The 24,921-nt window shown below is 75.6% G+C and carries 24 protein-coding genes; 12 read left to right on the forward strand and 12 right to left on the reverse strand.

Annotated features, from left to right (window positions below; genetic code table 11):
• Positions 1-11 precede the first annotated feature (11 nt).
• The 5 genes from ACYQBY_RS06845 to ACYQBY_RS06865 all read right to left on the reverse strand — a co-directional run bounded on the left by ACYQBY_RS06845 (position 12) and on the right by ACYQBY_RS06865 (position 3,532).
• Positions 12-143 (reverse strand): hypothetical protein, encoded by a 132-nt coding sequence (locus ACYQBY_RS06845; RefSeq protein ID WP_459643065.1) that lies wholly within the window; start codon positions 141-143, stop codon positions 12-14.
• 45 nt (positions 144-188) lie between these two features.
• Positions 189-1,040 carry an amino acid ABC transporter permease gene (locus tag ACYQBY_RS06850; protein ID WP_459643066.1) on the reverse strand — a complete coding sequence of 284 codons (852 nt, stop codon included), beginning with the start codon at positions 1,038-1,040 and terminating at the stop codon, positions 189-191.
• Positions 1,037-1,702: an amino acid ABC transporter permease gene (locus ACYQBY_RS06855; RefSeq protein ID WP_459643067.1), complete on the reverse strand. Its 666-nt coding sequence runs from the start codon at positions 1,700-1,702 to the stop codon at positions 1,037-1,039. The genes ACYQBY_RS06850 and ACYQBY_RS06855 overlap by 4 nt, the downstream gene beginning before the upstream one ends.
• Before the next feature lie 85 nt (positions 1,703-1,787).
• Positions 1,788-2,696 (reverse strand): glutamate ABC transporter substrate-binding protein, encoded by a 909-nt coding sequence (locus ACYQBY_RS06860; protein WP_459643068.1) that lies wholly within the window; start codon positions 2,694-2,696, stop codon positions 1,788-1,790.
• 62 nt (positions 2,697-2,758) lie between these two features.
• On the reverse strand, positions 2,759-3,532 hold the full coding sequence (locus ACYQBY_RS06865) for an amino acid ABC transporter ATP-binding protein (RefSeq protein ID WP_459643069.1): 774 nt from the start codon (positions 3,530-3,532) through the stop codon (positions 2,759-2,761).
• A 134-nt stretch (positions 3,533-3,666) separates the two neighbouring features.
• Between ACYQBY_RS06865 and miaB the strand changes: the two genes are divergently transcribed.
• From miaB to dapF, 3 genes are all read left to right on the forward strand, one after another.
• Positions 3,667-5,187, forward strand: a complete 1,521-nt coding sequence (gene miaB / locus ACYQBY_RS06870) for a tRNA (N6-isopentenyl adenosine(37)-C2)-methylthiotransferase MiaB (RefSeq protein ID WP_459643070.1) — start codon at positions 3,667-3,669, stop codon at positions 5,185-5,187.
• 641 nt (positions 5,188-5,828) lie between these two features.
• Positions 5,829-6,773: a tRNA (adenosine(37)-N6)-dimethylallyltransferase MiaA gene (gene miaA / locus ACYQBY_RS06875; protein WP_459643135.1), complete on the forward strand. Its 945-nt coding sequence runs from the start codon at positions 5,829-5,831 to the stop codon at positions 6,771-6,773.
• 209 nt (positions 6,774-6,982) lie between these two features.
• A complete protein-coding gene (gene dapF, locus ACYQBY_RS06880) occupies positions 6,983-7,981 on the forward strand; it encodes a diaminopimelate epimerase (protein WP_459643071.1) in 999 nt (332 codons plus the stop codon).
• Between the two features lie 6 nt (positions 7,982-7,987).
• Here the strand turns inward: dapF and ACYQBY_RS06885 are convergent, their stop codons facing one another.
• A complete protein-coding gene (locus tag ACYQBY_RS06885; protein WP_459643072.1) occupies positions 7,988-9,121 on the reverse strand; it encodes an aminotransferase class V-fold PLP-dependent enzyme in 1,134 nt (377 codons plus the stop codon).
• Between the two features lie 54 nt (positions 9,122-9,175).
• Positions 9,176-9,817 (reverse strand): class I SAM-dependent methyltransferase, encoded by a 642-nt coding sequence (locus ACYQBY_RS06890; RefSeq protein ID WP_459643073.1) that lies wholly within the window; start codon positions 9,815-9,817, stop codon positions 9,176-9,178.
• 185 nt (positions 9,818-10,002) lie between these two features.
• On the opposite strand from ACYQBY_RS06890, the gene hflX reads away from it, so the two are divergent.
• From hflX to ACYQBY_RS06905, 3 genes are all read left to right on the forward strand, one after another.
• Positions 10,003-11,574 (forward strand): GTPase HflX, encoded by a 1,572-nt coding sequence (gene hflX / locus ACYQBY_RS06895; protein ID WP_459643074.1) that lies wholly within the window; start codon positions 10,003-10,005, stop codon positions 11,572-11,574.
• A gap of 107 nt (positions 11,575-11,681) precedes the next feature.
• The gene (locus ACYQBY_RS06900; RefSeq protein WP_459643075.1) at positions 11,682-13,775 is read left to right on the forward strand and encodes an ATP-dependent DNA helicase; all 2,094 of its coding nucleotides are present in this window, start codon (positions 11,682-11,684) and stop codon (positions 13,773-13,775) included.
• 211 nt (positions 13,776-13,986) lie between these two features.
• The gene (locus ACYQBY_RS06905; protein WP_459643076.1) at positions 13,987-14,916 is read left to right on the forward strand and encodes a ferritin-like domain-containing protein; all 930 of its coding nucleotides are present in this window, start codon (positions 13,987-13,989) and stop codon (positions 14,914-14,916) included.
• A gap of 47 nt (positions 14,917-14,963) precedes the next feature.
• Here ACYQBY_RS06905 and ACYQBY_RS06910 read toward each other — a convergent pair whose 3' ends face one another.
• Entirely contained in the window at positions 14,964-16,232 is a 1,269-nt protein-coding gene (locus ACYQBY_RS06910; protein WP_459643077.1) for a nucleotide disphospho-sugar-binding domain-containing protein, read from the reverse strand.
• 147 nt (positions 16,233-16,379) lie between these two features.
• Positions 16,380-16,979 (reverse strand): TetR/AcrR family transcriptional regulator, encoded by a 600-nt coding sequence (locus tag ACYQBY_RS06915; protein WP_459643078.1) that lies wholly within the window; start codon positions 16,977-16,979, stop codon positions 16,380-16,382.
• A 539-nt stretch (positions 16,980-17,518) separates the two neighbouring features.
• Between ACYQBY_RS06915 and ACYQBY_RS06920 the strand changes: the two genes are divergently transcribed.
• Entirely contained in the window at positions 17,519-17,959 is a 441-nt protein-coding gene (locus ACYQBY_RS06920; protein ID WP_459643079.1) for a hypothetical protein, read from the forward strand.
• 413 nt (positions 17,960-18,372) lie between these two features.
• Here ACYQBY_RS06920 and lexA read toward each other — a convergent pair whose 3' ends face one another.
• Positions 18,373-19,074 carry a transcriptional repressor LexA gene (lexA, locus tag ACYQBY_RS06925; RefSeq protein WP_459643080.1) on the reverse strand — a complete coding sequence of 234 codons (702 nt, stop codon included), beginning with the start codon at positions 19,072-19,074 and terminating at the stop codon, positions 18,373-18,375.
• A gap of 217 nt (positions 19,075-19,291) precedes the next feature.
• Between lexA and ACYQBY_RS06930 the strand changes: the two genes are divergently transcribed.
• From ACYQBY_RS06930 to ACYQBY_RS06940, 3 genes are all read left to right on the forward strand, one after another.
• Positions 19,292-19,822: a LysM peptidoglycan-binding domain-containing protein gene (locus ACYQBY_RS06930; RefSeq protein ID WP_459643081.1), complete on the forward strand. Its 531-nt coding sequence runs from the start codon at positions 19,292-19,294 to the stop codon at positions 19,820-19,822.
• Positions 19,823-20,027: 205 nt separating this feature from the next.
• A complete protein-coding gene (gene nrdR / locus ACYQBY_RS06935; protein WP_459643082.1) occupies positions 20,028-20,501 on the forward strand; it encodes a transcriptional regulator NrdR in 474 nt (157 codons plus the stop codon).
• 60 nt (positions 20,502-20,561) lie between these two features.
• Positions 20,562-21,518 (forward strand): PAC2 family protein, encoded by a 957-nt coding sequence (locus ACYQBY_RS06940; RefSeq protein ID WP_459643083.1) that lies wholly within the window; start codon positions 20,562-20,564, stop codon positions 21,516-21,518.
• 39 nt (positions 21,519-21,557) lie between these two features.
• On the opposite strand, the gene ACYQBY_RS06945 is transcribed toward ACYQBY_RS06940, so the two are convergent.
• Positions 21,558-22,028: a pilus assembly protein CpaE gene (locus ACYQBY_RS06945; protein WP_459643084.1), complete on the reverse strand. Its 471-nt coding sequence runs from the start codon at positions 22,026-22,028 to the stop codon at positions 21,558-21,560.
• Between the two features lie 137 nt (positions 22,029-22,165).
• Here ACYQBY_RS06945 and ACYQBY_RS06950 point away from each other — a divergent pair, with 137 nt between their 5' ends.
• Entirely contained in the window at positions 22,166-22,585 is a 420-nt protein-coding gene (locus ACYQBY_RS06950; RefSeq protein WP_459643085.1) for a TraR/DksA family transcriptional regulator, read from the forward strand.
• 48 nt (positions 22,586-22,633) lie between these two features.
• On the opposite strand, the gene ACYQBY_RS06955 is transcribed toward ACYQBY_RS06950, so the two are convergent.
• Positions 22,634-23,458 (reverse strand): transglutaminase-like domain-containing protein, encoded by an 825-nt coding sequence (locus ACYQBY_RS06955; protein ID WP_459643086.1) that lies wholly within the window; start codon positions 23,456-23,458, stop codon positions 22,634-22,636.
• A gap of 140 nt (positions 23,459-23,598) precedes the next feature.
• On the opposite strand from ACYQBY_RS06955, the gene serA reads away from it, so the two are divergent.
• Positions 23,599-24,849, forward strand: a complete 1,251-nt coding sequence (gene serA, locus ACYQBY_RS06960) for a phosphoglycerate dehydrogenase (RefSeq protein ID WP_459643087.1) — start codon at positions 23,599-23,601, stop codon at positions 24,847-24,849.
• Positions 24,850-24,921 lie beyond the last annotated feature (72 nt).

The following is a 24,921-nucleotide window of genomic DNA, read 5'->3' on the forward strand; positions in this document are numbered from 1 at the left end:
CACGCAGGCGCTCAGGCCACGCCGCCCCCGACGCCGCCGACCTGCTCGGGGACCTTCGCCGTCGTCCGGGTCACCTTGCCCGTCTGGGACATCCGCCGCTCCAGCACCTTCGCCAGCAGCGCCACCACGGAGTTCGTCCCCACGTACANCCGCGGTCCCGACGCCCTCAGCCGTCCACACGCAGGCGCTCAGGCCACGCCGCCCCCGACGCCGCCGACCTGCTCGGGGACCTTCGCCGTCGTCCGGGTCACCTTGCCCGTCTGGGACATCCGCCGCTCCAGCACCTTCGCCAGCAGCGCCACCACGGAGTTCGTCCCCACGTACACCACGGCGATGACCAGGAACGTGGGCACCAGGTTGAAGAACTGGCTGCCCAGCTGACCGCCCACCCGCAGCAGCTCCTCGTAGCCGACGATGAACCCCAGCGCCGTGTCCTTGAGGATCACCACGACCTGCGCCACCAGCGCCGGCAGCATCGCCCGCACCGCCTGCGGCATCAGGATCAGGCGCGTCACCTGCGACGGCGTCAGGCCCACCGCCAGGCCGGCCTCCCGCTGGCCCTTCGGCAGGGACAGCACCCCGGCGCGCAGGATCTCCGAGATGATCGCCGCGTTGTACAGCGTCAGGCCCAGCACCACGCACCAGAACACCGGGATGGTGCCGCCGGAGGCGTAGAGGAACCAGAACATCATCAGCAGCACCGGCGGGCCGCGCAGGAACTCCACCGCCCACGTCACCGGCCGGCTCAGCGCCCGCCGCGTCGACAGCCGCGCCGCCGCCAGCAGGGTGCCCAGCACCAGGGCCAGCACCGTCGCCACCGCCGCCGCCTGCACCGTGGAGATCCAGCCGCGCAGGACCGCCTGCTGGATCACCGCGAACTGGAACGGGTTCCACTTCGCCGCCGTGAGCTGCCCCGTCACCTGCAGCCGCCACACGACGAGCCCGACGGCGCCCGCGCACAGCAGCACCCCCAGCAGGGTGTAGAGGCGGTTGCGGGCCAGCGCCCTCGGGCCCGGGGCGTCGTACAGGACCGAGCTCATGCCGTCACCGCCAGCTTCCGCTCCAGCGCCCGCAGGCCCAGCGCCAGGACCGCCACGACCCCCACGTACGCCAGGGTCGTGGCGATGAGGATCGCGATGGTGGCGTTGCCGTTGTCCTCGATGAGGCCGCGCATCCCCGAGACGAGCTCGTAGTTGCTGAAGGCCGAGGCCACCGAGGAGTTCTTCACCAGCGCGATGAGCACGTTGCCCAGCGGCGGGACCACCGCGCGGAACGCCTGCGGCAGCACCACCAGCGTCAGCACCTGCGCGAACGGCAGGCCGATCGCCCGGGCCGCCTCCGCCTGCCCCACCGGCACCGTGTTGATGCCCGAGCGGATCGCCTCGCACACGAAGCAGGAGGTGTAGGCGATGAGCGCGACGAGGGCGTAGATGCGCAGGTTCGTGCTCGCCCGCTCCCCGAAGGAGATCTGCAGCGCGGGGAACCCGAACACGGTGAAGAACATCACCAGTGTCAGCGGGGTGTTGCGCACGACGTTCACGTAGGCCGTGCCGAAGGCCCGCATCGCCGCGCTCGGCGCGACCCGCAGCACCGCCAGCACCGTGCCCAGGACGAGCGACCCCAGGGCCGCCCAGAACGTCAGCAGCAGCGTGCCCCACAGGGCGCGGCCGAAGACGTCGAGGTTGTCGACGATGACCTGCATCCGGTCCCTCCCGGTGTTCTCGCGCCCGCGCCCGGGCGGCGCCCGCCGTGGTGGCGGCACCGCCCGGGACGCGGGCGCACGGTGCTCAGTAGCGGTCGACGGAGGGGGGCTCGGGAGCGGCGCCGACCCCACCGAGGGTCGCGTCGAAGATCTTCTTCCAGGTGCCGTCCTCGACGGACTCCTCCAGGGAGTCGTTCACGGCGTCCCGCAGGACCTTGTCGTCCTTGGGCAGCCCGATGCCGTAGGGCTCCTCGCTGAACGGCGTGCCCAGGACCTTCAGGGCGTCCGGCTGCTGGGCGGCGAAACCGCGCAGGATCGCGTCGTCGGTGGTGACCGCGTCGACCTGCTTGCTCGTGAGCTGCTCGACGCACTTGGAGTAGGTGTCGAACGTGACGAGCTGCGCGTCGGGGTACTTCTCCTGGATGCGCCCGGCGGGGGTGGAGCCGTCCACGGAGCAGACCTTCTTGCCCGCGAGGGTGTCCGGGCCGGTGATGGCCGTCTCGTCCTTGCGGACCAGCAGGTCCTGCCCGGCGACGTAGTAGGGGCCGGCGAAGTCCACGACCTGCTTGCGCTTGTCGTTGATGGTGTAGGTCGCCACCACCATGTCGACCTGCCCGTTCTGCAGGAACGGCTCGCGGTTGGCCGACACCGACTCCTTGAACTCGATGGCGTCCGCGGCGAAGCCGAGGTCCGCGGCGACCTTCTTGGCGATCTCCACGTCGAAGCCCTCGAACCCGCCGGTGGCGGCGTTCTTCAGGCCGATGCCCGGCTGGTCGTACTTGATGCCGACGACCAGCTTGCCGCGGGACTTCGCCTTGTCGAACGTCGGGCTGCCGCTCAGGGCGACGCCCTCGGCGACCGCGTAGGTGGGGGCGGCGGCCTTGGTCTCGCCGGGGGCGGCGCCGGGGGTGGGGGCACCCTCCTGGCCGCACGCGCCGAGGGCGAGCGTGCTGAGGGCGGCTGCGGCGAGGGTGGGGAGGAGTCGGGTGCGCATCGGTGGAACTCCCGTTCGTGGGTGCCGGCTGGTGCTCGGTGGTGCGGCCCGGGTGCGCCGGGTCAGTGGGTGAGGATCTTGGACAGGAAGTCCTTGGCCCGCTCGGAGCGGGGCGCGGTGAAGAACTGCTCGGGCGGGGCGTCCTCGAGGATCTGCCCGTCCGCCATGAAGACGACGCGGTCGGCGGCGCGGCGGGCGAAGCCCATCTCGTGCGTCACGACGATCATGGTCATGCCCTCGCGCGCCAGCGTCGTCATGACGTCCAGCACCTCGTTGATCATCTCGGGGTCGAGCGCGGAGGTGGGCTCGTCGAACAGCATCACCTTCGGCTCCATCGCCAGGGCCCGGGCGATGGCCACGCGCTGCTGCTGGCCGCCGGAGAGCTGCGCCGGGTACTTCGCGGCCTGGTTGGCCACCCCCACCCGCTCCAGCAGCCTCTCCGCCGTGGCGCGCGCCTCGGCGGCGGACCGGCCGCGCACCTTGACCGGCCCGAGCGTGACGTTCTCCAGCACCGTCTTGTGCGCGAAGAGGTTGAAGGACTGGAACACCATCCCCACGTCCGCCCGCAGGCGGGCCAGGTCCTTGCCCTCCGCGGGCAGGGCCCTGCCGTCCAGGGTGATCTGCCCGCCGTCGACGGTCTCCAGCCGGTTGATCGTGCGGCACAGCGTCGACTTGCCCGAGCCCGAGGGCCCGATGACGACGACGACCTCCCCCTCGGCGACCGTCAGGTCCACCGAGCGGAGCACGTGCAGCGCCCCGAAGTGCTTGTCGACGCCCCGCAACTGCACCAGCGGCCGGCGGCTCGTGGCGGCCCCGGCGCTCTCGCTGCCCGTCATGCCGCCTGACCGTACAGCGCGGGGTGCAGGGTGCTCAGGAGGCGGGGCCCGGCCTGGTCACATCGTGACCCGCGCGTGACGTGCGGGCGACGAACGGCCCCCGCGGCGGTGCGGTGACCTACCCTGGAGACCTCATGAGCACGAGCACCCTCCCGCAGCCCGAGCCCGCCGCCGACCGGCAGGACGCCCCCCTGCGCACCTACGAGGTGCGCACCTTCGGGTGCCAGATGAACGTCCACGACTCCGAGCGCCTCTCCGGCCTGCTGGAGGCCGCCGGCTACGTGCGCCTGGCCGAGGCCGGCACCGGCGGCGAGGCCGACGTCGTGGTCTTCAACACCTGCGCCGTCCGGGAGAACGCGGACAACAAGCTCTACGGCAACCTCGGGCACCTCGCACCCGTCAAGGCCCGCCGGCCCGGCATGCAGATCGCCGTCGGCGGGTGCCTGGCGCAGAAGGACCGCGGCGAGATCGTGCGCCGCGCCCCCTGGGTCGACGTCGTCTTCGGCACCCACAACGTGGGCTCCCTGCCGGCGCTGCTGGAGCGCGCCCGGCACAACGAGGAGGCCCAGGTCGAGATCCTGGAGTCGCTGGAGGTCTTCCCCTCCACCCTCCCCACCCGCCGCGACTCGCCCTACGCGGCGTGGGTGAGCATCAGCGTCGGCTGCAACAACACCTGCACGTTCTGCATCGTGCCCAGCCTGCGCGGCACCGAGAAGGACCGCCGCCCCGGCGACGTGCTCGCCGAGGTCGGGGCGCTGGTCTCCGAGGGCGTCCTCGAGGTCACCCTGCTCGGGCAGAACGTCAACACCTACGGCGTGGAGTTCGGCGACCGCCTCGCCTTCGGCAAGCTGCTGCGCGCCTGCGGCGGCATCGAGGGACTGGAGCGGGTCCGCTTCACCAGCCCGCACCCCTCGTCCTTCACCGAGGACGTCGTGGACGCGATGGCCGAGACCCCCAACGTCATGCCGAGCCTGCACATGCCGCTGCAGTCCGGCTCCGACCGGGTGCTGCGCGCCATGCGCCGCTCCTACCGCAGCGAGCGCTTCCTCGGCATCATCGACCGGGTCCGCGCCTCCATCCCCGACGCCGCGATCACCACCGACATCATCGTCGGCTTCCCCGGGGAGACGGAGGAGGACTTCCAGGCCACCCTCGACGTGGTCGCGGCCTCCCGCTTCTCGGGGGCCTTCACCTTCCAGTACTCCCCGCGCCCCGGCACGCCCGCCGCGACGATGGAGCAGCAGGTGCCCAAGGCCGTCGTGCAGGAGCGCTACGAGCGGCTCGTGGCGCTGCAGGAGGAGATCTCCTGGTCGGAGAACCGCGCGCAGGTCGGGCGCACCCTCGACGTCCTCGTCGCCGAGGGGGAGGGGCGCAAGGACAGCGCCACCCGCCGCCTGTCCGGCCGCGCGCCGGACAACCGGCTCGTGCACTTCGCCGTGCCCGCCGGGGCGCAGGCCCCGCGCCCGGGCGACGTGGCCACCGTGACCGTCACCCGCGGGGCCCCGCACCACCTCGAGGCCGACGACACCTCGCTCTTCGCGGTGCGCCGCACCCGCGCCGGCGACGCGTGGCAGGCCCGCCAGGAGCGCCCCGCCGAGCCCGCCCCCGCCGGGCCGCGCCCCGTCTCCCTCGGCCTGCCCGGCCTGCGGCGCTGAGCCCCGGCAGCCCATCCGGACGTGGGGGGGGGGGGGGGGGGGGGGGGGGGGGGNCCCCCCCCCCCCCCCCCCCCCCCCCCCCCCGCCCCCCCCCCCCCCCCCCCCCCCCCCCCCCCCCCCCCCCCCCCCCCCCCCCCCCCCCCCCCCCCCCCCCCCCCCCCCCCCCCCGCGCCCGGTACGGCTCCGGTGCGGGTCAGGGGATGGCGGGTCCGGGCAGCGGTCCCGGCCCGGGCACCGGGTCCGACAGCGGGCTCGGGTCCGGCGCCGGGTCCGGCAGGGACCCGGGGTCGGGGAGCGGTGCGGGCCCCGGCTCCGGCAGCGGCTCACCGGGCTGGCCCGGGTGCGGCGTCGGGGACGGCGGGGTGGGGAAGTCCGGCACCCCGGGCGTCGGGACCGTGTCGCTCGCGAGGTGTCCCGCTGGTGCGTCGAGGACTGGCATCTGGGCCTCCTGCGTCGTCGTGACCCGCCGGGCGGGCGGGCCGGCCGCGCGCTGCGGTCCGCGCCGACCGCCTCAGAGTCTCTGCCACCATGCGCCCGTGGGCCACTCCGCGACCTCCCCGAACCGTTCCGCGCCGCACCCCGGCCCCGGCGGCGCCCCCGGTACCGGCACCGGCACCGGCGCAGGTCCCGGCGACGCGGCGGTGGCGGCCCGCCTCGGCGCGGTCGTCGCCGTCACCGGCCCCACGGCCGCGGGCAAGTCCGACGTGGCGGTCGCCCTCGCCGCGCGCCTCGCCGCCGCCGGCCGGGCCGCCGAGGTCGTCAACGCCGACGCGATGCAGCTCTACCGCGGCATGGACGTGGGCACCGCCAAGCTGACCCCCGCCGAGCGCCGCGGCGTGCCCCACCACCTCCTCGACGTGCTCGACGTCACCGAGACCGCCGACGTCGCGACCTACCAGGAGCAGGCGCGCGCCACCCTCGACGCGATCGCCGCGCGCGGCGCCGTGCCGCTGCTGGTCGGCGGCTCCGGGCTGTACGTGCGCGCGGTCCTCGACGAGATGGACTTCCCCGGTACCGACCCCGCCCTGCGCCTCCGCTGGGAGGACCGGCTCGCCGAGGCCGGCGCCCCCGCCCTGCACGCCGAGCTGGCCCGCCGCGACCCCGAGGCCGCCGCGCGCATCCTGCCCTCCAACGCCCGGCGCATCGTGCGGGCGCTGGAGGTCGTGGAGCTGACCGGCAGGCCGTTCACCGCCTCCCTGCCGCGGCAGGTGTACGTGCGGCCCACCGTCCAGGTCGCCCTCGCGGTGCCCCGCGACCAGCTCGACGCCCGCATCGACGCCCGGGTGCGGCGCATGGCCGATGCCGGGCTCGTCGCGGAGGTCGAGGCGCTGGCGGCGGGAGGGCTGCGGGCGGGGCGCACCGCCTCCCGGGCCCTGGGGTACGCGCAGGTCCTCGATGCCCTGGACGGTCGCTGCACGCTGGAGGAGGCGCTGGAGGCCACCGCGCGCGCCACCCGGAAGTTCGCGCGCCGGCAGGAGTCCTGGTTCCGCCGCGACCCCCGCGTGCGCTGGGTCGAGGCCCCTGACGGCCGCGGCGCGGACGAGCTGGCCGACGAGGTGTGGCAGGTCCTGGCCGCCACCGGCTGAGGGCCGCGGCACGACGCCCTCCCGCCCCTCTCCGGGTTCCGGCGCGCCCGGGTGGGTGCCTGCCCGCCCATCTCCGGGTTCGGGCGGGAGGAGGGGGGTGCCTCCCCGCCCATCTCCGGGTTTCGGCGGGGAGAGGTGGCTGCCCACCCGCCCGAACCCGGAGATGGGCGGGCGAGGGGCGCACCGCCGCCGCGGCGTACCCTCGCCCGGTGAGCACCCCCGCGCGCCGCGGCGCCGTCCCCGCCGACGTCTCCCCGCGAGGTCGTTTCGCCAAGGGCCACGGCACCGCCAACGACTTCGTGCTGGTCCCCGACCCGGACGGCGCCTGGGACCCCACACCCGCCGAGGTCGCCGCGATCTGCGCGCGCCGCACGGGGATCGGCGCGGACGGTCTCATCCGCGCGGTTCGCGCCGGCGCGCTGGAGGCCGGGGCGGCCACCGCAGCGCAGGCGGAGTGGTTCATGGACTACCGCAACTCCGACGGCTCCCTGTCGGAGATGTGCGGCAACGGGATCCGCGTCTACGCCGAGTACCTGCTGCGCGAGGGCCTCGTGCCGCCGGAGGCCGGCGACGGGCGCTGGTGGAGCATCGGCACCCGCGGCGGGGTGAAGCGGGTGCGACGCGAGGCGGACGGCACGTGGACCGCCCACATGGGCCGCTGGCACCTCCCGGGTGGGCAGCGGGCCGCGCGCGCCGCGGGTGACGCCCTGGTGGCGGTCCCCGGCCTCGACGGGGTGGTGCGCCCGGCGCTCAGCGTCGACCTCGGCAACCCGCACACCGTCGTGGCGCTGGCGAGCACCGACGAGCTGGCCGCCGCGGACCTGACCCGCCCGCCCACCGTGGACCCGGCCCCGCCGCACGGCACGAACGTGGAGCTGGTCGTGCCGCTGTTCGCCCTCGACGTCACCGGCGACTCCCGCCCCGACGTGGGGGAGGTCGCCATGCGCGTCCACGAGCGCGGCTCGGGGGAGACGATGTCCTGCGGCACGGGCGCGTGCGCGGCCGCGCTGGCGACCCGGCTGTGGGCGGGGCCGGGCGCGCCGGACGTGTGGCGCGTCGACGTGCCCGGCGGCCGCCTCGTCGTGACGATCGAGACCGGGGGCGGCGGCGTCGAGGGGACGGTGCTGCTCGGCGGGCCCGCCGAGATCGTCGCCGAGGGGGTCCTCGACGCCGCGTGGCTGGCCGGGCCGGTGCCCGCCGCTCCCTGAGGCGGCTCAGCACGCGGCCTCCACGTGGCCCCGCAGGCACGTGGCGGCCAGGTCGGCGTCGGCCGGGGTGTTGTGCAGGTGGAACGCCAGCCTGAGCCGGCCGGCGCGCGTGCTCGCGACCACCCCGGCGCGCTGCAGCTCCTCCAGCCCGCCCGGGCGGACCCGCACGCTGACGATCGCCGAGTCGCCCGTCGGCAGGCCCACGGCGGCGCGGAAGCGCTCCGCCAGGGCCACGGCGTGGCGGTGCAGCGACTCCGCCCCCACCTCCAGCAGCAGCTCCAGGGCGGGCTGCTGCGACACCCAGGAGAACCAGGCGGGGGAGACGTCGTGCCGCCGGGCCGTCCCCGCCAGGCGCAGCGGACCGCCGTAGATGCTGGACCAGCGGTCCTGACCGGCGTACCAGCCGGCCGCGGTGGGCACGAGGCGCCCCAGGACGTCCGGCCGCACCGTGGCGAAGCACGTGCCGCGCGCGGCGAGCAGCCACTTGTAGCCGCCGCCCACGGTGAACGCGAAACGGCCGGCGTCCACGGGCAGCCACCCGGCGGCCTGCGTCGTGTCCAGCAGCACCGGCGTCGAGCGGACCGCCGCGGCGGCCTCGACGGCGTCGAGGTCCGCGAGGCGCCCGTCGGCGGACTGCACCGCGGACAGCGCCACGAGGTCCGCGCCGTCGGCCACGGCCTCGGGCACCAGCTCCAGGGGCACCTCGCGCACCCGCACGCCGCGGTGCGCCTGCGCGAGGAAGGGGAAGACGACGCTGGTGAACTCCCCGGCCGGCACGACGACCAGACCGCCGTCGGGCACCGAGGCGGCGACGGCGCCGGCGAACACGCTGACCTGCGAGCCCACGGCGACCTGCTCCACCGGGACGCCCACGAGGGCGGCGTAGGCGGCGCGGGAGCCCTCCACGGGGGCGTCGAGGCCCCGGGCGTCGAGGCGCCCGGCGGCCCAGTCGTCCTGCGCCGCGCGCAGCGCCGCCAGCGCTCGGGCGGGTGGCAGGCCCACGGCGGCGGTGTCGAGGTACGTGGTGGCCGGGGCGAACTCCTGCTGGGCGGCCGCCACGGCGAGCCGGGCCGGGGGTTGCGCCGGTGGACCTGCCGAGGGGGCTGCGGGGGCGTCTGCGGGGGCTGCGTCCGGGTGCACGGCCCCACCCTGCGCCGCGCGGGGCTGCCGGCGGTAGGGGGCGGGTGGGACGGCTCAGCCGGTGGCCGGCCGCGTGACGCGCAGCACCCGGAAGCCCTTCGCGCCGCCCTCCCGCTCCACCTCCGCGCCCGGCACGCCGCCCTCGGCGATCCAGCGGTGCAGGGAGTCCGCCCCGAGGTTGCGCTGGACGACCAGGTGCGCGGCGCCGCCGGGGGCCAGCCGCGGCAGCCAGCGGCGCAGCAGGGCGTGCAGCTCCGCCTTGCCGATGCGGATCGGCGGGTTGGACCAGATCGCCGCGAACTCCACTCCGGCGGGCACCTCGTCGGGCAGGGCGCAGCGCACGGCCGGCAGCCCGAGGCGCGCGGCGCTGGAGCGCAGCAGGTCCAGGGCGCGCTCGTTGACGTCGACGGCCCACACGGGCCGCTCCGGGCGGTGCAGGGCCAGGCTCAGGGCCACCGGCCCCCAGCCGCAGCCGAGGTCGAGCACCGGGCCGCCGGGGCCCTCGCCGGCGGCCTCCGCGGCGTCGAGGTGGGGCAGCAGCACCGCCGTGCCCGGGTCGAGGCGCTCGGCGCTGAAGACGCCGCGGGCGGTGTCGACCTCCACGTCCCGCCCGGCCAGGTGCACGGTCAGCCGGCGCCGCTCCTCGGGGCTGGCCGGCCGGGCCGTGAAGTAGTGCTGCTCGTCCGCTCCGGGCATGCCGCGCCGGCCTCCTCCCCGGTGCCCGGGGCTCTCCCGGGCGCGCCTGCGCAGCCTAGGAGACGCCCGTGCGGTGGAATTCGCTCGTCCCCGGGGCCGTTGCAGTGGAAGCCTGCGGGTACGGGGCGCGAGGTCGCGCCACCCCTGATCGGCAGGGGCGCCGGCAGGTGAGACCGAGGAGGTCCATGAACGACAACACCCAGCCCACCGTCACCGTGCACGACGAGCGCGAGGTGACCCAGGACGCCGAGGTGGACCGCGCCCTGGCACGCATCCTGGCGGGGCACGGGCCGGCGGGCGCGGGAGCCGGTGCGGCGGGTGCCTCCGGGCGGTCCGCCGACGGCACCGACCACGACGGCCCCGACGACGTGACCGACGACGGCACCGACTACGACGGTGACCAGCTGGACCTGGCCGACCGCCGCGCCATGCGGCGTGTGGCGGGGCTGTCCACCGAGCTCACCGACGTCACCGAGGTCGAGTACCGCCAGCTCCGCCTGGAGAAGGTGGTCCTGGTCGGCGTGTCCACGTCCGGCTCCGCCGAGGAGGCCGAGGTCTCCCTGCAGGAGCTGGCGGCCCTGGCCTCCACCGCCGGCTCCGAGGTCGTCGAGGGCGTCATCCAGCGCCGCGCCAACCCCGACCCGGCGACGTTCCTGGGGGCGGGCAAGGCCGCGGAGCTGGCGGAGATCGTCACCGCCACCGGTGCCGACACCGTCATCTGCGACGGCGAGCTCAGCCCCTCCCAGCGCCGCGGCCTGGAGGACATCGTCAAGGTCAAGGTGGTCGACCGCACGGCGCTGATCCTGGACATCTTCGCCCAGCACGCGAAGTCCAAGGAGGGCAAGGCGCAGGTCGAGCTGGCGCAGATGGAGTACCTCCTGCCGCGCCTGCGCGGCTGGGGTGAGTCGATGTCCCGGCAGGCCGGTGGCCGTGTCGCCGGCGGTGCGGGGATCGGCTCGCGCGGTCCCGGTGAGACGAAGATCGAGCTGGACCGCCGCCGCATCCGCACCCGGATGGCGAAGCTGCGCCGGGACCTGAAGCACATGAAGACGGCGCGCGACACCAAGCGCGGCTCGCGCGAGCGCAGCGCGGTGCCGTCGGTGGCGATCGCCGGGTACACCAACGCGGGCAAGTCCTCGCTGCTGAACCGCCTGACGGGCGCCGGGGTGCTGGTGGAGAACGCGCTGTTCGCCACGCTGGACCCGACGGTCCGCCGGGCGGAGACGCCGGAGGGCCGCCCGATCGTGCTCGCCGACACGGTGGGCTTCGTGCGCCAGCTCCCGCACCAGCTCGTCGAGGCGTTCCGCTCGACCCTGGAGGAGGTCTCCGGGGCGGACCTCGTCGTGCACGTGGTCGACGGTTCCCACCCGGACCCGGAGGGGCAGCTCGCCGCGGTGCGGGAGGTCATGGCCGAGGTCGGCGCGGGGACGGTCCGCGAGATCGTGGCCATCAACAAGGTGGACGCGGCCGACCCGGAGGTGGTGCGCCGCCTCGTGCGCCGCGAGCGCCGGGCCGTGGCGGTCTCAGCCCGCACGGGCGAGGGCATCGAGGAGCTGCGGCGGGTCATCTCCGAGGAGCTGCCGCACCCAGACGTCGCGGTGGACGTGGTCCTGCCGTACGACCGGGGCGACCTGGTGAACCGGGTGCACCGCTACGGCGAGGTGGTCCGCGAGGAGCACACCGCCGCCGGCACCCGGATCGAGGCGCGGGTGCCCGCCGCCCTGGCGGGGGACCTCTCGGGGTACCGGGCGTCCTGACCCTGCCCGTCACGAGCGCCCCGCGGCCTGCCGGCTGCGGGGCGCTCGTACGTCCGCACCGGTGTGCGCGGCACGGAGATGTCCGCGGTGTGCGGCAGACTCCCCGGGTGCCCGACCGCGCCACCACGCCCCCCTCCCCACGCAGCGCACCGGGCACCCCGCCCGCACCGGGCACCGGGGGCGACGCGCGCACCGCCGAGCTGCTGGACCTGGCCGTGCGCGCCGTCGGGGGGCAGCCCCGCGAGGGGCAGCAGCGGATGGCCGGGGCGGTCACCGAGGCCCTGCGCACCGGCCGGCACCTGCTCGTGCAGGCCGGCACCGGCACCGGCAAGTCCCTGGCCTACCTCGTGCCCGCGGTGGCGCACGCCGTGGCGTCCGACAAGGCCGTCGTCGTCAGCACCGCCACCCTGGCCCTGCAGGCGCAGCTCGACGCCCGTGACATGCCGCGGGTGGCCGCGGCCCTGGCCCCCGCGCTGCACCGGGAGATCACCTGGCAGCTCCTCAAGGGCCGCGCGAACTACCTGTGCCGCAACAAGCTCGACGGGGGCTTCGGGCCGGACGACGAGCCCGCCGACGTCCTCTTCGGGGCGGGGGAGGCCGCGCCGTCCGCGGCGGCGGACGCCGGGCGCACCGGACGCGAGGTCGTGCGCCTGCGCGAGTGGGCGCTCACCACGGCCACGGGCGACCGCGACGAGATCGATCCCGGGGTGGGGGACCGCGCCTGGCGGCAGGTGTCCGTCACCGCCCGCGAGTGCCTCGGCCAGCGCTGCCCCGCCGTGGCGGAGTGCTTCAGCGAGCGCGCCCGCGCCCGCGCCCGGCAGGTGGACGTCGTCCTGACCAACCACGCCCTCACCGCCATCGACGCCGTCGAGGGCCGCGGCACCCTGCCCGAGCACGACCTGCTGGTGCTCGACGAGGCCCACGAGCTGGCCGACCGGGTCACCGCCGTGGGCTCCAAGGAGCTCTCGGGCGCCACGGTGCACGCCGCGACCCGCCGCGTGCGCCGCGCCGGGCACGTCCCGGCCGCCCTGGAGGAGGCCGCCGACGACCTCGCCGACGCGCTGGGGGTGGTCCCCCCGGGCCGCGTCACCTCCTGGCCGCAGGTGCTCACCGCCGCGGTCGGCGCCGTGCGCGACACCGCCCGCACGCTCCTGTCGGAGCTGAAGGAGCAGGCCGACGCCGCCGGGCCGGACGAGGCCGCCGAGGCGCGCGGTGGCCGCCAGCTCGCCCGCGCCGCCGTCTCCGACGTGTTCGCCGTCGCCGAGCGCCTCGCCGAGCACGCCGAGCACGACGTGGTGTGGGCCTCCGACTCGCCGGTGCGCGGCCCCGCGCTGCACGTGGCGCCGCTGTCCGTCGCCGGCTTGCTGCGCGAGCGGGTCTTCGCCGACCGCACGGTGGTGTGCACCTCCGCCACCCTCACCGTCGGCGGCTCGTTCGACGCGGTGGCCGGCCAGTTCGGGCTGCGCCGCTCCGACGGCAGGGCCTCCACCCCGTGGAGCGGCCTGGACGTGGGCAGCCCCTTCGACTACGCGCGGCAGGGCATCCTCTACGTCGCACGGCACCTGCCCCCACCGGGCCGCGACGGCGCGGGGGAGCAGGCGCTGGCGGAGCTGAGCGACCTGGTGGCCGCCGCGGGGGGCCGGACCCTCGGGCTGTTCTCCTCCCGGCGCGCCGCGGAGCAGGCCGCGCAGGAGGTGCGGCGGCGGACGGGCCTGACGGTGCTGTGCCAGGGCGAGGACCGGCTGCCGCGCCTGGTGCGGCGCTTCGCCGCGGAGGAGGCGGTGTCCCTGTTCGGCACCCTGTCCCTGTGGCAGGGCGTGGACGTACCCGGCCCGTCGTGCCAGCTCGTCGTCATCGACCGCATCCCCTTCCCCCGTCCCGACGACCCCCTGATGTCGGCGCGCGCGGAGGCGGTCTCGGCGGCGGGCGGCAACGGGTTCATGTCGGTCTCCGCCGCGCACGCGGGGGTGCGGCTGGCTCAGGGGGCGGGCCGGCTGGTCCGCAGCAGCGGTGACCGCGGGGTCGTGGCGGTGCTGGATGCCCGGCTGGCCACGGCCCGCTACGGGGAGTTCCTGCGCCGGAGCCTGCCGGAGTTCTGGCCCACCACGTCCGGTGAGGTGGCCCGGCGCGCCCTGGAGCGTCTCGCGGAGGAGGCCGGCGGTGCCTCCCGGCCCGTGGCCGCGGGGTCCGGGCGGTCCTGAACCGGGGCCTCCCGGACACGATCCAGTCGCTGTCCGTCGAGATTCCTTGACGCTCCGCCGAAAGTTTGCCGACTTCTCCCGATTCCCGGGAATCCGCCCATCCGGGGCGCGAACTGCTCCGAACGGAGGACACCACGGGGGCGGCGACGGCGCCGCCCCCGTGCTCCGGGGGTGTCACCCCAGGATTCCTGCGGAAGAACGAGGTAGCCACATGTTCGGGAAATCCCTCGTGGTCGACATGGTCGACCGGAGTGCGGAGACCCCCGCCGACCGGCGCAACTTCCTGCGCGGCGCGGGCCTCATGGGTCTCGGCGTCCTCGGCGCCGGGGTCGCCGGAACCGCCACGGCGGGCGCCTCGGCTGCCGCCGACGGCGGCATCAGCGACGCCACCGTCCTCAACTTCGCCCTCAACCTCGAGTACCTCGAAGCGGAGTTCTACTCCTTCGCAGCCTTCGGCCACGGGCTCAACAGCTCCCTCACCGACGGCACCGGAACCCGCGGTGGCGTCACCGGTGGGCGCAAGGTGCCCTTCAAGACCCGCGCGATCCGCAAGTACGCGGAGGAGATCGCGCGCGACGAGGTCGCCCACGTCAAGTTCCTGCGCACCGCCCTGGGCGGGGCGGCGGTCTCGCGCCCGGCGATCGACCTGAAGCAGAGCTTCACCGCCGCCGCGCGTGCGGCCGGTCTGGTCAAGGCGAACGAGCAGTTCGACCCGTACGCCAACGAGAACAACTTCCTCCTCGCCGCGTTCATCTTCGAGGACGTCGGCGTCACGGCCTACAAGGGCGCGGCGCCCCTCATCACCAACAAGACCTACCTGGAGGCCGCCGCCGGCATCCTCGCCGTCGAGGCCTACCACGCCGCCACCGTGCGGGCCTCGCTGTACGCCCGTGACCTCGAGAAGGCCGTGCGCGCCATCTCCGACGCGCGCGACTCCCTGGACGGGTCCACGGACCTCGACCAGGGCATCACGACGAACTGGGGCCGTGACGCCAACATCGTCCCGACCGACGAGAACGGCATCGCGTTCAGCCGCACCCCCGGGCAGGTGCTGAACGTGGTCTACCTCAACCCCGGCAAGGTCGACCGCGGCGGGTTCTTCCCCAACGGTGTCAACGGGGACGTCCGCCGGAGCGGCTGAGGCGACCGGAACACCGCGGGGGGCGTTCCGGCGTCCCCCGCGGTGGCTCAGCCCACGGTGGAGCGGCTGCCGGAACCCGCGACCGCCTCGAGTTCCGCCACCACCGGTGTGTTCCCGGCATCGGCGCGGATCCTGGCGCCGAGGGCCCGCGCCGCCGAGCCGAACCCCGGGTCCGCCAGCAAGCGCCGGACGGCGCCCGCGATGGCCGGGGTGGAGGCGGTCGGCCGCAGCCCCAGCCCGGCGCCGTGGTGCACCAGCCGGGCGACGTTGTCGGCCTGGTCGCGGCCCATCGGCAGCCCCAGGACGGGAACGCCGGCGGCGAGGGCCTTCACGACGGTCCCGTGCCCCGCGTGCGTGACGACGACCGCCGCCCGGGGGAACACCTGCGCGTGCGGTGCGCTGCGCACGACCGTGACGCGCGCCGTCCCGGGGACGTCCGCCGGGTGCACCGCGGGCCCGGTCGTCACGAGCGCGCGCACGGGCAGGGTGTCCAGGGCGGCCACGACGCGCCGCAGCAGCGGCACCTGGTCCATGTAGCTGCTGGACAGCCCGACCACCACGAACGGCTCCCCGCCCGCCGGCGGCTCGAACGGCTCGACCCACGCCGGGTCGTCCAGGACCGGGCCGACGTAGCGCACGTTGGCGGGCAGTTCTGCGGGGAAGTCGAAGGCGCGCGAGGTCAGCACGAGCACCCTCGCGCAGCGGTCCCACTGCTCGAAGACGGACCGCACGGGCGGCAGGCCCAGGACGGCGCGGGCACCGTTCAGGTCGCCCGTGCCGCGGGCCCAGAGCCGGCCCACCGCCGCGTTCAGCGCGCCGTCGCGGGCCCGGCCGAGAGGCCCCCGGGCCGGGCGCAGGCCCGGGCCGAGCGGCGGCAGGCCCGGAGCGGGGGCCATGTAGATGTTCGGCATGAGGCAGGCCGCGGGAACCCCCAGCGACTCCGCGCCCACCACCGCCCCGAGCAGGGCGCAGTTGACGACCACGGCGTCCGCCGACACCTCGGCCACCACGCGACGGGTGTCCCGGGAGAAGGCGCCCGCCGGGCCGGTGACGAGCCGGTCGCGCAGCCGGGCGAACTGCCCGAGGGGTGTGCGGCACTCCCAGTCGCGGAAGAGGTCCCCGTCGACGCCCGGGTGCACGCGGTGCGGGGCCTCGACCCACGGACGGAATGCGGCTCCCGCCGCGGCGACGTCCGGCTCCATCGTCGGATCGCCCAGGACGGTGACCGCGTGACCCGCGGCCAGCAGACGACGTGCCACGCCGAGCTCCGCGGGCACGGTCCCGCCGCCCTCCCAGAGCGCGAGCAGGTAGCGCATGGTTCCTCCTCCACGGGTGGTCCGTGAGGGGAGTCCGCCGGTGGCGGGTTCCCCAGGTTCAGGTTCCTCAGGTGCGAGTTCCTCGGGTGCGGGTTCTCCGGGTTGCAGGTTCTCGGGGTTGCAGGTTCTCCCCGGTGTGGGCCGCCGTCAGGGTCGCCGCGCGGCGGTGAGCACGGCCCCGACCGCCAGCCGCACCGCGGCCGCCGTCTCGGTGCGGGAGTGCCCGAGGTCGCGGCGCAGCAGTTTCCACGTTCCGACGTCGGTGGCGGCGTAGAGCGCGGCCAGCGCCCGGCGCCGCGGGAGCGGGTCCTGCGGCAGCTCACCGCCGAAGACGTCCTCCAGCCACCGCGCGTGGGCGGCACGCGCCCCCGCGAGCGCGTCCCCGAGGACGGCGGGCATGCGCTCGGCCACGAGGACGAAGCGGACGTTGGCGTCGCCGAACTCCTCGTACTCGCGCACGAGCTCGGCGACGGCCGCGTCGGTGTCCCCCGGCGGCACCGGCGAGCGGGCCGCCTCGATCTCCGCGCCCAGCACGCCGAGGACGGCGACGAAGAGGTTCTCCTTGGACGTGAAGTGGTTGAGCAGGGTCTGCTGGCTCACCCCGGCCGTCGCGGCGACGTCGGCGAGCCGGACGCCGTCGTAGGGCTCGGCCAGGAAGGCGGTCCGGGCCGCCGAGAGGATGCGCCGGCGGGTCTCCTCGACGCTGCGGGCGCGGCGGTCCATCCGGTACGGACGCGTCTCCACCACGCCCCGAGCATCCTCTTCGCTGGGGTTCGGGTCAAGCGAATTCCGCGCCCGCCGGCGCGGGCTCGGTGACCGCTCCGAGTGATGGTGACAAGGGCACCACGATGCCGGGGCTGGGAATCATGAGACGAACGTCCGAGCCGGCCGTGTGGAGCGGTCGCTGCTCGAGCTGCTGCCGCCACGCTCCATCCACCGTCCAGCGCGTCAGCCGGGCGTAGGCGAAGAGTCCAGGGCCGAACCGTTCAGCCGGCTCCCGCCGTGGGCGAGCCTGTGTGGCGCTTCAGGCCACCGCCTCGATCACCTGCCGATGCCTGGGCCACCGGCCACCGGACGCCGTGGCGAGTCGCCGCCGGCAGCGGGAGCGACTCGGTCAGCGCTCACACCTCATCGGTGAGCACCTGTGACCACCTCGTGGCCGGGGATGCACCGCATCCCCGGCTGAACCCACCAGGCATCCCTGGTGCTGCCCCGCTCCTGGAGAGCATGATGGATGTCTCGTCGCCGATGGACGAAGTTCCTGGTGGTCATTCGAGGAGGCAGTCATGCGCATCCGCACCGTTCTGATGGGTGCTGGCCTGGCGATCGCCCTCGTGCCCGCCAGTGCCGGCACCGCCCAGGCCGCCACCGTCCACTTCACCGAGCCGGAGTACTGCGAGCACGATGACGACGGTGTGGGCGCGATCTGCTTTCACACCGAGGGTCAGCTCAACCGGATCGTGACTCCTTCTGGCAACATCAGCTACCGCAGCGCAGGCATCACGTACTACGAGTATCAGGATCCTGGTCTTCTTCACTACGCGACCGAGGAGTTGAGCTACACCTACCACTGGCTGAGGCAGCGCTCGAAGGAGCAGGTGGAGCACTACCGGATGAGCAGGACCGTCATCGCGGGATCGCGAACGTGCGTGAGTACGCGCCACTTCCACGCAACACGGGAACGCCTGGCATTCGACCGCACCACCGTGAACTGCACCGAAGCCTGACGGCGTACCCGAGCGACCGGTGGAGCGGACCGAGGCGCCGATGATCAGCGGTGGCCAACTCGGCGACTCAGCTCGACTTCCAGCCGCACATCGACGCCGGGGGGCGTTCGTGTCGCGCCGGGTGCTTCCAGCGGCATTGCAGCCGTGAGTCCGGCTTCATCTGCGCCTCCTCGTGCAGGTCACGCGCCAGGTCGATGCTCGTGAGGCCTGCTCGGCGTCGACCGACCACTGGGACAGCACGCTGCTCAACGAGGCATGACGGGCGGGCCGATCCAGCGAGCGCCGTCAGGGTCCTTCTGGGCGTTCACCTCAGCGGCTCCCACTCCGCATCGCTCAGGTCTGACGTGAACGCCTCGCGTCCAGCGGTCACCGGGTAGGTACGACCTACCCGGCCCGACGTGCGGAACAGTCGCTCAGACGCTGCGCAGGACCGCCGTGACGCGGCCGAGGATCGTCGCCTCGTCGCCGTTGATCGGCTCGTACAGGTCGTTGTGGGGCAGCAGCCACACGTGGCCGTCGCGGCGGCGGAACGTCTTCACCGTCGCCTCCCCGTCGAGCATCGCGGCGACGATGTCGCCGTTGTCCGCGGTCGGCTGCTGGCGGACGACCACCCAGTCCCCGTCGCAGATCGCCGCGCCGACCATCGAGTCGCCGGCGACCTTCAGCAGGAAGAGGGAGCCGTCCCCGACGAGCTGGCGGGGCAGGGGGAAGACGTCCTCCACGACCTGCTCGGCCAGGATCGGGCCACCGGCGGCGATGCGCCCGACGAGCGGCACGTAGGTGGCCTCCGGGCGCAGGTCGCCGGGCGCCTCGGCGCCGTCGGAAGCCTCCACGCGCGTGACGTCGGCGGGGGGCAGCACCACCTCGATGGCGCGCGGGCGGTTGGGGTCGCGCCGCAGGAAGCCCAGGCGCTGCAGCGTCGTGAGCTGGTGGGCGACGCTGCTGGGGCTGGTCAGGCCGACCGCCTGGCCGATCTCGCGCATGCTCGGCGGGTAGCCCCGGCGCTCCACGGCCTCGGTGATGGTCTCCAGCACCAGGCGCTGCCGCGCGGTCAGGCCGGCCCCGTCCTGCGGGCCGTCCGGGAGCTGGTGCACCGACCCCTTGCGTCCGGCCACGATCCGCTCCTTACCTCAACGTGCCGGCCCCTGCGGGCCGGTCTGCTGGCGTGCCTCCGCGGGGTGCGGGGCGCTGCGATCAACCTAGGCCCACCGGGGCCCCGGATCAAACACGTGTTCGAACGGAGCTGGTCCGTGTCGGAGCCCGGTGGTAGAACTTCAGGCGAGCTGTTCGAACATCCGTTCGACCGCACCGAACGCCCTGGGAGGTCCGCCCGTGAGCGCCGTCGCACTGTCCCACCCGCAGCCAGCCGTCGTGCTGCCCCGTCCCGGTGACCTGTCCCGGAGCGTGCGGCGCTCGGTGGTGGCCGCCGCGGCGGGCCTGCCGCGACCGCGTGCCGCCTCGCCCCGGCCCGCCCGCCGCCGCCCCGAGGTGCCCGCGGCGCGGGCTTCCGGGTGCGCCCGCGGCACCGCCGTGGCGGTCCGCTCCGCCGCACCGCTGCGGCTGACGCGCCGCGGCCGGCTCGCGCTGACCTGCACGGCCGCCTCGCTCCTGGTCTCCGCGGCGGCCTCGTTCGTGGTGCTGGCCACCTCCCCGGCCGCGGCGAGCCCCGAGGTGGTGCCCGCGGGCACCCGCCAGGCGGAGGTGGTGACCGTCCTGCCGGGGGAGACGCTCTCGGGCATCGCCTCCCGGGTGCGCCCGGGGGAGGACTGGCGGGACGTGGCCGCCGAGATCCGCCGGGCCAACGGGATGTCCACATCCGCCCTCGCGGCCGGCCAGCAGCTGCGGCTGCCGCTCGGGTGGTGAGCGCGCCGGGCGCCTTGCACCGGCGTGGGGCCTGCGCCTAGCGTCGTACCCCAGATGTAGTGGTCGCCGTTGTGGGACGTCCGGGACGCCGGACCCCCGGCCCCCGTGACCCCGTGGACCAGGCCGCCGCGGGGTGCGACCGTCGCGACGGGGCCCTCGGCGCGCCGGGCCCTCCCGGCCCGCCGGCGACCCGGGAGGGCCCGGCATGCACTGTCCGTTCTGTCGCCACCGCGACTCGCGCGTCGTCGACTCGCGCACCACGGACGACGGCAGCACCATCCGGCGCCGGCGCCAGTGCCCCAGCTGCAACCGCCGGTTCAGCACCGCGGAGACGGCGAGCCTCACCGTCGTCAAGCGCTCCGGGGCGGCGGAGCCCTTCAGCCGCCAGAAGATCATCACGGGCGTCCGCAAGGCGTGCCAGGGCCGGCCCGTCAGCGAGGACGACCTGGCTCTGCTCGCCCAGCGGGTGGAGGAGTGCGTCCGCGCCCAGGGTGCCGCCGAGGTGGACGCGCACCAGGTGGGCCTGGCGATCCTGCCGTTCCTGCGCGAGCTCGACGAGGTCGCCTACCTGCGCTTCGCCTCCGTGTACCAGGCCTTCGACTCCCTGGCGGACTTCGAGGCCGCCATCGAGCAGCTCCGCGCCGGCCGGGCGGCCGCGGAGGTCGGCCCCGCCCGCTGAACCCGGCCGCACCGACCCCGGCCGCGCCGGACGGTGCGGCCGCTGCGCGACAATGACCCCATGCTCGACCCCGCAGACCTCTACCGCTTCGAGGGCCAGGACACCCCGCGCACCTCCGGCGAGGGGGGCGGCGAGCCCGGGCCCTCCACCGCGGGCATGGTGGACCCGCCGCTCCTGGTCGCCCTGTCCGGTTTCGTCGACGCCGGCCACGGCGTGCGCCTCGCCGTCGAGCACCTCCTGGGAACCCTGGAGCACGAGCCGGTCGCGCGCTTCGACGTCGACCAGCTCCACGACTACCGCGCCCGCCGCCCCGCGATGGACTTCGCCACCGACCACTGGGCGGGCTACGAGGCGCCCGAGCTCGTGCTGCACCGCCTCACCGACGCCGACGGCGGCTCGTTCCTGCTGCTCACCGGCCCGGAGCCGGACGTGCAGTGGGAGAGGTTCACCGCGGCGTTCTGGCGCCTGGCGGGCCAGGTCGGCGCGTCCCTCGTGCTGAACCTCACGGCGGCGCCCACGCCCGTGCCGCACACCCGCCCCACCGGTGTGACGGCCAGCGCGAGCCGGCCGGAGCTGCTGTCCGGCCTGCGCACCTGGGCGGTCGACGCGCAGGTCCCCGGCCACGCCGCCGCCCTGCTGCACCTGCGCGGTGCCGAGGCCGGCCGGGACGTCCTCTCGCTCGTGGCCCACGTCCCGCACTACCTGGCGGCCAGCGAGTACCCCGACGCGGCGGCCGCGCTGCTGTCCACGGTGGCCACCACCACGGGGCTGGACCTGGACGTCGACGACCTGCTGCGCGCCGCTGCGGCCACCCGGGTGGAGATCGACGCACAGGTGGCCGACTCCACCGAGGCCGGCACGGTCGTGCGCGCGCTGGAGGAGGACTACGACGCCAAGGCGGCCGACCTGGACGCCCCGCTGGTCTCCGGCGGGGGGCCGCTGCCCTCCGCCGACGAGCTCGGCGCGGAGTTCGAGCGCTTCCTGGCGGGCACGGACGAGGAGGGCGGGCCGGCCTGAGGCCGGGCCGGGCCGGGGAGCGGGCGGCGCGGCGGCTCCTCAGCCGCCGGTGACGGACCGGGTGCGCTCGGGCCCGCGCCCGGCGCCGGCGCGGCGCAGCCGGTCCAGGAGCGCGCGGGCGTAGGCGCAGGAGGCATCGGGGTCCTCGAAGACCTCCCCGCCGTGCTCGTCGAGCACCACGACCCGGTGGACGTCGCCGGCCTCCTCGCCCGCGCCGACGTCGCGGCGCTCCAGCCGGGAGAAGCGCTCGCCGAGCAGGTCCCGGAGCTGGTGCTCGGCGGGCAGCCACAGGGCGTCCGGTTCGTCGACGCTGTCCAGCGCCCACTCGGTGGTGCCGTTGAAGCCGATGACCCTGCCGGTGGGGTGGTCCTGCACCTCCACGGTCATCTCGGAGAGCGTGAAGACGTCCTCGTCCATGTCACGGCCGGGGATGACGAAGCGGTCACCCGCGGCGGGGCGCCAGCGCAGCCCCGCCTCGCGCAGCTCGAGCGCGAGCTCGACGGAGATCATCGACCCAGCATGACCCGCGCCCGGCGTGGTCGCACGCCCACGGCGCACCGGGCGAGCTCCGGCGCGGGGCTCCCCGCGCGCCCGCCGGGGCCGCGCGGTAGGAACGGGGGGATCGCAACCACTTCCGAGGAGGACGCATGGACGCCGACACGGCCCGCGGGCGGCTGCAGGAGCTGCGCGCCCAGCTGGAGGACGACATCGCGGGCATCGAGTCCCGGCGCGAGGGGGGCGTCAACGCCGACGACGGCCCCGAGGGGGGCGGCGACCGCGGGGACGCCGCCTCGCACGAGCAGATCGCGGAGGAGACCGCCGCGCTGGTGGCGGCGGCGCGCCGCCGCCTCGAGGACGTCGACGCGGCCCTGGCCCGGGTCGAGGAGGGCACGTACGGGGTGTCGGTCGTCTCGGGCCGCCCCATCCCCGAGGAGCGCCTGGAGGTGCGCCCCGACGCGCTGTACCTGGCCGACGAGGAGGAGGCCTACCTCACCGGCACGCACCTCGGGGCCGGCGACGTCGGCGGCAGCGGGGTGGGCGGCGACGCCCAGGGCTCGCGGGCCTGAGCCGCCCGGCACCCCCGCGGCCCGCCGCCGGGGGGGTGCCCGCGGGGCTCAGGGGAGCGCGACCACCCGGGAGGGGTCCTCGCGGGGCAGGTCGCCCTCCAGCACCGCGGTGACCTCCATCTCCTCCAGGGAGGTGGCCCCCGCGCTGGTCAGGAACGCGGTGTCGGCGGCGTCACGCCCGGAGCGGATGCGGACCAGGGCCTCGCGCGGGGCCAGGCCGGTGGGGTCGTGCAGCCGCCAGCGCCCCGCCACGGCGGCCTCCACGACGGCGTGGAAGTCCATCGGGGCCAGCCCCGGGGCGTAGACGGCGACGACCCGCGCGGGCACGTCGAGGGCGCGCAGCAGGGCGACGGCGAGGTGGGCGTGGTCGCGGCAGACGCCCCGGCCGGCGAGCAGGGTGTCCACCGCGCCGTCGGTGGGGCCGCTGGAGCCGGCGACGTAGTCCAGCCGCTCGTGCACCCAGGCGCTCACGGCGCCGGGCAGGTCGGCGGGCCCCACGCCCGCGAAGGCCGCCGAGGCGACCGCGGAGAGCTTGTCCGCCTCGCAGTAGCGGCTCGGCCGGGTGAACTCCCAGCGCTCGGCGACGGTGCACCCCGCGACCGCGGCGGGGTCGGTGCGCACGCGGGCGCGGTAGTCCACGAGCGTCTCGCCGGTCGCGGCGGTGAAGGCGTGCATCCGGCCGCCGCCGGCGTCCTCGTGCTCGGTGACGGGCAGGTCGGTGCCGTCGTGGACGAGGCGCAGCTCCTCCGACAGCACCTCCACGCCGGGGCGGTGGGCGACGGCCACCTGCAGGGCGCACTCGACGGGCGCCCCGGCGCGCAGCCGCAGGCGCGCCGTGACGGAGGTCGTGCGGGGACTCTGGGGCGGGACCATGCGCGGCAGTGTGCTGCACCGCCGGTGCACCCGCGCGGGGCCGGGTGCGCGTCCGGGGGCCGGTCGCGGTGGGCGGCGCGTCCCGAGCGGTGCCGCCGGTGCGGGAGGATGGTCCCCCAGCCGCCCGAGGAGGAGGTCACGTGCCCGCGCACGCCCCCGACGAGAAGACCGCCACCGGCGGTGCCCCCGCCCCCCGCCGCGCCCTGCTGCTGGAGAGCATCCACGCCGACGCCCACGAGCTGCTGTCCGAGGCCGGGTTCGAGGTCGAGACCGTCGCCGGCGCGCTGGACGAGGCCGAGCTGTGCACCCGCCTGGCGGGGGTGTCCCTGCTGGGCATCCGCTCGACGACCTACCTCACCGAGAAGGTCCTGGACTCCGCGCCGGACCTGGAGGCGGTCGGGGCGTTCTGCATCGGCACCAACCAGATCGACCTCGGGGCCGCCGCCGCCCGTGGCGTCGTGGTGTTCAACGCCCCCTACTCCAACACGCGCAGCGTCGTGGAGCTGGCGCTGGCGGAGATCATCGCGCTGACCCGCCGGCTCACCGTCAAGGACCGCTCCATGCACGAGGGCGTGTGGGACAAGTCCGCCGTCGGCGCGCACGAGGTGCGGGGCCGCACCCTGGGCATCGTGGGCTACGGCAACATCGGCTCGCAGCTCTCGGTGGTGGCCGAGGCCCTGGGCCTGCGGGTGCTGTTCTACGACACGGCGGACAAGCTGGCCCTGGGCAACGCCCGCCGCTGCGGCAGCCTGAACGAGCTCCTCGACGAGGCCGACGTCGTGACCCTGCACGTGGACGGGCGCCCGGGGAACTCCGGGCTGTTCGGCGAGCAGCAGTTCGCCCGGATGCGGCCGGGCTCGATCTTCCTGAACCTCTCGCGCGGGTTCGTCGTGGACCACGAGGCGCTGCGCGCGCACATCGTCTCCGGCCACCTCGCCGGTGCGGCGGTGGACGTGTTCCCCAAGGAGCCCAAGACCCGCGGCGACGTGTTCGAGTCGGAGCTGCGCGGCCTGCCCAACGTGATCCTCACCCCGCACGTGGGCGGCTCCACCGAGGAGGCGCAGCAGGACATCGGCCGGTTCGTCGCGGCGAAGCTGCGGGACTACGCCGAGCACGGCTCCACGACGCTGAGCGTGAACATGCCGGCGCTGGCGGCGGAGGACCGGGACGGCACCGTGCGCCTGGCCCACCTGCACCACAACGTGCCGGGCGTGCTGGCGGGCATCAACCAGGTGCTGGCGGACGCGAAGGTCAACATCGAGGGCCAGCAGCTGTCCACCCGCGGGGAGTTCGGCTACGTGGTGACGGACATCGCCGGGCACTGCGACGCGGAGCTGATGGCGCGGCTGCGGGCGCTGCCCGAGACGGTCCGGCTGCGCCGGATCTCCTGAGGGGCCCGGCGGCCGTGGCGCCCGGGAGGCCGTGCCGTGCCGGTGGCTGAGGAGGCCGCGGGCAGCGCCGGC

The organism is Kineococcus anabasis, assembly GCF_054590795.1.